We start from the raw sequence: 8,755 nt of genomic DNA on the forward strand, positions 1-8,755 counted from the left end.
CTTTGGATCAGCTTGCGTTTCTGGAAGACGAAGGGATCGACGAAGAGCTGATCGGATGGTTGAAGGAGGATGCCGGGCGGCATCCGCTGATCCAGTTCAAGGCGCTGCAGACGCTCAAGAAACGGGGCGTGACCGGCAGCGTAACGCTGCACAAGAACGGCGAAGCGGCGGTCGTCGAGATCGAGGATACGCCGGCGGCCTTCGATCAATTTCCCTCGCAAGTTCAAGAAATTATCAACCGCGTGCAGGAAATCAGCGAGACGCAGCATCCGGCGCTCTCGTATTTTGCATCGGAGACGTGGAACGAATTTTTGGCGTTTATTTACGGCACTTCCGCTTACCGGCAAATGCTGCGGCAGGACGCGCCCTGTGTGGATGTATGGGCGGCAGCGCTGCATCTGACCTTGCTCGAACAAGTATTTGAAGGCGGAGACAAAGCGGAGCTCTTCGAATTGTACGGGATTACGTCGGATCTGGCGTTTCAGTGGGAACAAGCTTACCGGATGATGCAGCAATTCGCCGCAAACGTATTCACACGAAGATTATAAAATGGCGCCGCGGGACGATTTCCCGACGTTTCCGCGTTTGAAGCCTTGAAAACCGCATTTATTACGGTTATAATATAGTGGTTATATCGGCGGGCTTGTCCGGGCTGTACCGCGACTCCGCCAGAACGTGACAAAATTGCGATGGATAATTTTTGGAGGGGAAAGCATAAAATGAAAGCAAGCTGGGAAAAGATAGAGAAGAACGTAGCCGTTCTTGATATTGAAGTGGACGCGGACCAAGTAGCCGCCGCTCTGGACAAGGCATTCAAAAAAGTCGTGAACAAAGTTAACGTTCCGGGCTTCCGCAAGGGCAAAGTGCCCCGCGCTATTTTCGAATCGAAATTCGGCGTGGAAAGCTTGTATCAAGACGCTCTCGATATCATCGTGCCTGACGCTTACATTGCAGCCGTTCAAGAGACGGGCATTCAGCCGGTGGACCGTCCGGAAGTGGACGTCGAGCAATTCGGCAAAGGTCAAGTTCTCAAGTTCAAAGCGAAAGTTACCGTGAAGCCTGAAGTAGAGCTTGGCGAGTACAAAGGCATCGCGCTCGAAGCTCCTTCCGTCGAAGTAACGGCCGAAGAAGTAAACGAAGAGCTGGAAAAGCTGCAAAAGCGTCATGCGGAACTCGTTCCGGTAGAAGCAGGCGCAGCCGAGAACGGCGACATGGTCTCGATCGATTTCGAAGGCTTCGTAGACGGCGTTCCTTTCGAGGGCGGGAAAGCGGAGCGTTATTCGCTTGAGCTTGGCTCCGGCAGCTTTATCCCGGGCTTCGAAGAGCAAGTTGTCGGCCTGGAGAAAGACGGCGAGAAGGACATCACCGTAACCTTCCCGGAAAACTACCATGCAGAAGAGCTGAAAGGCAAAGAAGCCGTTTTCAAAATCAAGCTGCATGACATCAAACGCAAAAACTTGCCTGCCCTCGACGACGAGTTCGCTAAAGACGTGAGCGAGTTCGAGACGCTGGATGAGTACAAAGCGGATCTGGAGAGCAAGCTGAAAGAGCGCAAGCAAAACGAAGCCGATCGCAAGAAAGAAAATGATCTGGTAGAAAAAGCTTCCGAAGCAGCGCAAGTGGAAATTCCGGAAGTCATGATTAACGACGAAGCGGAGCAAATGGTGAAGGAATTCGAAAACCGTCTGCGCACGCAAGGCATGAACATCGACATGTACTACCAGTTCACCGGTCAAAGCGCCGAGGACCTCAAAGGTCAAATGCGCTCCGACGCCGAGAAGCGCGTTCGCAACAACCTCGTGCTTGAGGCAATCGCGAAAGCGGAAAACCTTGAAGCGACGGAAGAAGAAATCAACGCCGAGCTGGAGAACCTGGCCCAAATGTACGGCCGTTCCGTTGACGAAATTCGCAGCATCTTCGCATCCAACGGCAATTTGGGATCGCTGCTGCAAGATATCGTCAACCGCAAAACCGTGAAATTCCTGGTTGACAACAGCAAAACGGCTTAATTCGGAAATAGTATAAACGCGAACATACATGCAAAGGCACGTGTACATCCATGCGTGCCTTTGTTTTACCTTAAACCGCGTTTGACGTTTCCCCGAAACATGCACATAAGAAGTACATAAGCATAACATAATAAGCGTTACATATGAAGCAAGCGAACCATTACATATGCGGTACATAAGGAAATACATAGGCGGCGGCAAGGCTGTCCTGCCGGCGAAACTTACGTTAGCGGCCGCAACGTTTGTTCGTATCGGGCAGGAAATGACTTTAGTCTTTAAACGTGCTACAATGTTTTGAGTAAGGCTCGAAAATGTTTTGCATTTATGAAGTAAAGGGGTTGGGACGATGACTCTGGTACCTATGGTTGTGGAACAGGAAGGCCGCGGCGAACGCTCTTACGATATTTACTCGCGTTTGCTGAAGGATCGTATTATTTTTTTGGGCAGTGCGATCGACGACGACGTCGCCAACCTGGTTATTGCCCAGTTGCTTTTCTTGTCGGCGGTAGATCCCGAGAAGGATATTCATTTGTACATTAACTCCCCCGGCGGTTCGGTGACGGCCGGTATGGGTATATATGATACAATGCAATTCATCAAACCGGACGTTTCGACGATTTGCGTCGGCATGGCCGCCAGTATGGGGTCCCTGCTTCTCACGGCAGGCGCCAAGGGCAAGCGCTACGCGCTTCCGAACAGCGAAGTGATGATTCATCAACCGCTGGGCGGCGTCCGCGGGCAGGCATCGGATATTAAAATTCATGCCGACTGGATTATCAAAACGAAGCAGAAGTTAAACCAAATCTATGTGGAGCGTACGGGGCAGCCTTACGAAAGAATCGAACGCGACACGGACCGTGACAATTTCATGAGCGCCGAAGATGCGAAGGCGTACGGTCTCATTGATGCGGTTATCACTCGCAGTGATCTGACTTAGAAAAGGAGTGATCCCATGTTTAAATTTAACGATGAAAAAGGCCAGCTCAAGTGCTCGTTCTGCGGAAAATCCCAGGAGCAGGTGCGCAAGCTGGTTGCCGGGCCCGGCGTTTATATATGCGACGAGTGCATTGAGCTTTGCACGGAAATCGTTGAGGAAGAATTGGGTCACGAGGAAGAGCTCGACCTGAAAGACGTACCGAAGCCGAAGGAAATCCGCGCGATTCTGGATTCCTACGTCATCGGGCAGGAACAGGCCAAAAAATCGCTGTCGGTTGCCGTATACAACCATTACAAACGGATCAACTCGCAGCAAAGCAAGCTCGAAGATGTCGAACTGCAAAAGTCGAACATCGTCCTTGTCGGTCCGACGGGCAGCGGGAAAACGCTGCTGGCCCAAACGTTGGCCAAAATTTTGAACGTTCCGTTTGCGATCGCCGACGCAACGTCTTTGACGGAAGCCGGCTATGTAGGGGAAGACGTCGAAAACATTTTGCTGAAGCTCATTCAAGCGGCCGATTACGATGTGGAGAAAGCCGAGCGCGGCATTATTTATATCGATGAAATCGATAAAGTGGCCCGCAAATCGGAGAATCCGTCCATCACCCGCGACGTTTCGGGCGAAGGCGTGCAGCAAGCTCTTCTGAAAATTTTGGAAGGCACGGTTGCATCGGTACCGCCACAAGGCGGACGCAAGCATCCTCATCAGGAATTCATCCAAATCGATACGACGAACATCCTGTTTATTTGCGGCGGGGCGTTCGACGGGCTTGAGCAGATCATTAAGCGCCGGATCGGCAAAAAAGTGATCGGCTTCGGCACGGACGGTCATAAAGCCGACTTGAAGCCGGGCGAATACTTGTCCCTTGTGCTTCCGGAAGACCTGCTGAAATTCGGATTGATTCCGGAATTCGTAGGCCGTCTGCCGGTTATCTCGACGCTGGAGCCGCTGGACGAAGCAGCGCTCGTCCGCATTTTGACCGAGCCTAAAAACGCTCTTGTCAAGCAGTACCAGAAGATGCTGGAGATGGATAACGTGTCCCTTGAATTCGAACCGGAGGCGCTGGAGGAAATTGCGAAAGAAGCGATTAAGCGCAATACCGGAGCGAGGGGGCTTCGCGCCATTATCGAAGGCATTATGCTGGAAGTGATGTACGAGGCGCCATCCCGCACGGAGAGCTCCAAGTGCAACGTTACCAAGGAAGCCGTGCAAGCGAAGATCACACCTCAGATCACCGCAGCGGACGGCCAGTCCATTAAGAAAAAAGAAGAAAGCGCGTAAGCGCGGGATATACAAAAAACTAAACGCCTCCAATCCGCAGGACCGATGATTCGTCCCCCGGAGCGGAGGATGTTTGGCATCATGGGAGAGAAGAAAACACATGTTCTATAGAACGGAAACGGTTCCGGTTAAAGTCGGCAATCTAACCATCGGCGGCAGCAATGACGTGATCATCCAGAGCATGTGTACGACCAAGACGGCGGATGTGAAGGCTACGGTGGCCGAGATTCACCGGCTGGAAGAAGCGGGATGCCAGATCGTCCGCGTTACGGTCAACAATAAGGAAGCGGCGGAAGCAATCAAAGAGATCAAGAAACAGATCTCCATTCCGCTGGTGGCTGATATTCACTTTGATTACCGGCTCGCCTTACAGGCCATTGAGAACGGGATTGACAAAGTAAGAATCAATCCGGGGAACATCGGCCGCCGCGAGAAGGTGGAAGCCGTCGTCAAGGCTTGCAAGGAGCGGGGGATTCCGATCCGGATCGGCGTCAACGCCGGTTCGCTTGAGAACCATTTGCTGGAGAAATACGGCTACCCGACGCCGGAAGCAATGGTCGAAAGCGCTCTTTATCATATCAGCATTCTCGAAGAGCTCGATTTTCGCGACATCATCGTCTCGCTGAAGGCATCCGACGTCCCGATGGCGATTGCCGCCTATACCAAAGCTGCCGCAGCCTTCCGCTACCCGCTGCACCTTGGTATTACGGAGGCCGGGACGTTGTTCTCCGGCACCGTGAAGAGCGCGGCAGGTTTGGGTGCGCTGCTAAGCATGGGGCTCGGTTCGACGATCCGGATTTCGCTCAGCGCAGACCCGGTTGAGGAAGTGAAAGTATGCCGCGAGCTGCTGAAATCGTTCGGGTTGATCACGAATGCCGCTACCTTGGTTTCTTGCCCGACCTGCGGCCGATTGGATATCGATCTGTTTTCTATCGCGAATGAGGTGGAAGAGTATATCTCCAAGCTGAAGGTGCCGATTAAAGTTTCCGTACTTGGCTGCGCGGTGAATGGCCCGGGCGAAGCAAGAGAAGCCGACATCGGAATCGCCGGGGCCCGCGGCGAAGGCTTGTTGTTCCGCTATGGGGAGATGATCCGCAAAGTGCCGGAAGCCGAGCTGTTGTCCGAGCTAAAGAAGGAAATCGACATTATCGTCGAGCATTTCGAGCGGACGGGCGAAATTCCCGGCCGAAAGCATCACACGGCGATTTAATAAGGCACATCAATACAATACACCCGCACATTGCAGGGGAGGGGAGCGAGTTACAGCTTCCGCCCGGCATTGGCGGGTGTATTTTATTTGTTTAAAGCTTGGCGTCAAAAAGTATCGGGAGCTCCTCCACACCGTAGACAAAAGGGCTGCGGATTGGTTTAAATTCGAAATGCTCCGCAAAGCGGATATTCGTCATCCGGTTCATGATGATGCGCAGCGCTATTTTAGCTTCCAACCGGGCTAAAGGAGCCCCCAAGCAAAAATGATTGCCGAAGCCGAAGGACATATGCGGATTGGGCGTCCGGTCCTCGATAAATTGATCGGCAGCGGGAAACTTGCTTTCGTCCCGATTGGCCGAACCGATCCAGGGGATTATGAGATCGCCTTTCCGGATATCAGTGTGTCCGATTCGAACGTCTTTGGCCGCATAACGGCTTAGGGATAAAACCGGGGGATAATACCGCAGAACTTCTTCGACGAAGCTCTCGATCAAAGCCGGTTGATCGTGAAGCCTTGTCTGCAGCTCTGGGTCCTCGGCCAGTCTCCGTACTGAATTCGTAATCAAATTGGTTGTCGTCTCGTTGCCGGCAGCAAGCAGCAAAATGCAAAACTCCACAATTTCCATATCGCTTAAGTGCTCGCCGTTCACTTCGGCTTCCACTAATTTTGTGACCAAATCATCCTCCGGACGATTGCGGCGCTCCGCAATGACTTTCAGAAAATAGTCGTCCAATTCGCGCCGGGTTTTCTCTCTTTCCAGATACAGCCGGTGCATGTCTTCTTTATCCCCGGATTCCGGCCCCTTGACAATCGAATCCGACCATTCTTTGAAAAGCCGGCGGTCTTGGGCCGGAATCCCCAGCAGTTCGGCAATGACGATGACTGGCAGGGGAACGGCCAGATCGTGAACCAAATCCATCGTGCCTTCATTTGCAACCGCGTTCAATAATTCTTCGGTGATCGATGCAATGCGCGGACCTAATTCCTCGATCGATTTCGGGGTAAACGCTTTGCTGACGATGCTGCGCATCTGCATATGCTTGGGCGGGTCCATACCTATGATGCTTCCCAGCAGGACAGGGCCTTTGATCGGTCTTACCGAAGAGAATGAAGCGGGATCTCTCAGCACGTTGTACACATCTTCATAACGAAAAATATCCCAGCATTCCCTCTGAGGATCGTAACGTACGGGAGTGTACTCGCGGCACCGGCGAAAAAACGGAAACGGATCGATTTGTGCTTCTTTTGCAGACAATTCCTTTACGGGTGCTATAGCTTTAGGCAACTCCTTGGCAGACTCCATCCGTGTCATCCTTCCATAATAGACTCATATAACAATGATTTGGTCGATATTACTATTATAGTAGATAAATGATTAAAATAGAAATAATATGGCTTTCTGAAGCGAACATCCATTTAAGATAAGGAGTACAGGAGTACCGCCATAAAAAACAGGCTGGAGCAAAAGGCTTCTTTTTTGTTACCTTGTGGTTTATTTCTCAAGACCAAAAAACGTTCAATGACTAGAAACAAAACACCAAGTACGGCGAAAATCAACAGCGGCCGGCCTGCCAGGACGGAAGCCAGAGCGAATAGCACCAAGACACTCATTTTCATCGCATTCATCACGATAATCCTTAGAGCACGCCTCAGCTCAAACCGCTTCCTAAGCACCAGCACATAATAAACCAAGAGAAAGATCCCCAACCAAGCAAGAGCAAACTTCGCAAGCATCCACAGTGACCCCGCAAGCAGCCTTGGCAGCAATCCGTTCTCCCCCAACCGTTGCTCCGTTTGGGCTCTCGATTCCCGGGCAAAATTCGGGTCGTATGCCCCGTCCAATAGCGTTTGAATGGCCTGCGCAGACAAACCGGGGATTTTTTTTACCTCATCCAGCTCCCGGATAAACGATTGATTGTCCCGGTACCGAATGATAGCTTCTGCCTCAGCCTCTCCGATGCCTGAAAAAGTCATGAGATCGTTGACATCTGCCGCATTCAGATCGAACGCATAAAACGGCATTCGAATCGAGCCTGCCTCATCGATCGCCAAATAGCTGTGTGCATGGCTTTTGTTCAACAGCCAGATTTCCGGCGGACTTGCTTCAAGCTCCCTTACACTTAGTCCCGTAGCTTCACCCAGGAGCCGATGCAATGCTTCTTTCTCGTCCGGGTACTCGGCGGCGTAGCCCTGAACGAAATCCGCCAGCGGAGAACCGGTTCGATTCACATACTTATGGAGAACGTGAAATATTTTCATGTACTCGTTTTGCAGTGGGGTAAACACGGCTTTGGCATCCACGGTACGCGAAGCATCCGCCAGAAAAGCCGAATAGAACGAATCCTCCCTATAACGGTGTTTCAAGTCGCTGGAAAGCAGCTTCGTAAAAAAAGCGGAAACGACTCCCTCGGTAGCCAAGGCTTGCGATACGTTTCTTGGTTTGCTCTCAACATAACGAACGCCCGTATTGCGGTATTTGATGTTTTGTTCGGGAGACCCTGCAGACGGCTGTGTCGTCGTGAAACGAATGGTTCCCTCTTTCACCCAATCGTGCCGCTTCAGCATTTCGAACCGCTGATACCAGAACGGAACGGCGGCTCGATAAAGCTGCAGCCGCATCGGCCAGACGTAGTCCTTTTCGTAACCTGAGACCATAGTGCCCGTGCTTAACCGCGCCTGTCGGACACTGGATTCGAGACCGGTTTTTCTGGCTTCGTCCGGTTCATGATCCAAAGACACATTTTCAAAATGCTCGGCAAAGCCTTCGTCGAACGCGCCCCGCCGGTCCGTGGTCAAGGATACGTAATGCATATCGACCGAACGGCTTTCGGTCCGGTCCCAGTCCGGCGAAAGCAAATGGTACATGACATGGCCGAGCTCATGAGGATAAATTTGGCTCATGGAGCCCAAGTAGTCGGACGCGGCCGTGCTTTTCATAAGGTCGACATACGGCGTGCCCGTATGGTCGAGCAGCTCTCCGTTCTGCTTCAAATAAAAGCCCTTCCCGGGGAAGCCGCCTTCCCGTTCGGATAATAACAAGTAAGCGGGGGGGCTTGCCTGGCGGGGTTCCGTTGGCGCCTGCGTTTCCTTAGGGCGGTTAACCAAGTTTTGAGCGAGGAAAAATAAACGTACGGACTCAGCCATAAACGAGTCGCGGAATAAATGCTCCGTCTTCGGATCGTCGGTATGTTCGAAAATCGGGTATTCGCCTTTCTTCTCCCCGGTATCCCGAACGATTCGGAACGGCTGGGAGGGGTCCGGTCTGACGTAGGATAGAAAAGAATCGGTTTCCTTAACCGAAGACGCAGCGGCTTGGGC

6 protein-coding genes and 1 pseudogene are annotated in these 8,755 nt (G+C 52.1%); 5 read left to right on the forward strand and 2 right to left on the reverse strand.

All coding sequences use genetic code 11. The annotated features are described in order from the left end of the window. The 5 genes and pseudogenes from QJ48_RS32750 to ispG form a co-directional block, all read left to right on the forward strand. Window positions 1–548 (forward strand): annotated as a pseudogene (locus QJ48_RS32750) (hypothetical protein); the annotation flags it as partial. Between the two features lie 171 nt (window positions 549–719). Then, a complete protein-coding gene (tig, locus tag QJ48_RS32755) occupies window positions 720–2,009 on the forward strand; it encodes a trigger factor (protein ID WP_054977507.1) in 1,290 nt (429 codons plus the stop codon). A gap of 346 nt (window positions 2,010–2,355) precedes the next feature. Beyond that, a complete protein-coding gene (gene clpP, locus QJ48_RS32760) occupies window positions 2,356–2,946 on the forward strand; it encodes an ATP-dependent Clp endopeptidase proteolytic subunit ClpP (protein WP_010493986.1) in 591 nt (196 codons plus the stop codon). 15 nt (window positions 2,947–2,961) lie between these two features. Continuing rightward, window positions 2,962–4,227, forward strand: coding sequence for an ATP-dependent protease ATP-binding subunit ClpX (gene clpX, locus QJ48_RS32765; RefSeq protein ID WP_054977508.1), 1,266 nt, complete (start codon window positions 2,962–2,964; stop codon window positions 4,225–4,227). 100 nt (window positions 4,228–4,327) lie between these two features. Then, window positions 4,328–5,437 (forward strand): flavodoxin-dependent (E)-4-hydroxy-3-methylbut-2-enyl-diphosphate synthase, encoded by a 1,110-nt coding sequence (ispG, locus tag QJ48_RS32770; RefSeq protein WP_054977509.1) that lies wholly within the window; start codon window positions 4,328–4,330, stop codon window positions 5,435–5,437. Window positions 5,438–5,528: 91 nt separating this feature from the next. On the opposite strand, the gene QJ48_RS32775 is transcribed toward ispG, so the two are convergent. Then, entirely contained in the window at window positions 5,529–6,740 is a 1,212-nt protein-coding gene (locus tag QJ48_RS32775; protein ID WP_054977510.1) for a cytochrome P450, read from the reverse strand. A gap of 113 nt (window positions 6,741–6,853) precedes the next feature. After that, window positions 6,854–8,755, reverse strand: a 1,902-nt coding sequence (locus QJ48_RS32780; protein WP_193394531.1) for a ComEA family DNA-binding protein, incomplete at its 5' end; no start/stop codon positions are given.

The sequence above is a fragment of the Paenibacillus sp. A3 genome (assembly GCF_001399685.1).
Taxonomy (GTDB): domain Bacteria; phylum Bacillota; class Bacilli; order Paenibacillales; family NBRC-103111; genus Paenibacillus_G.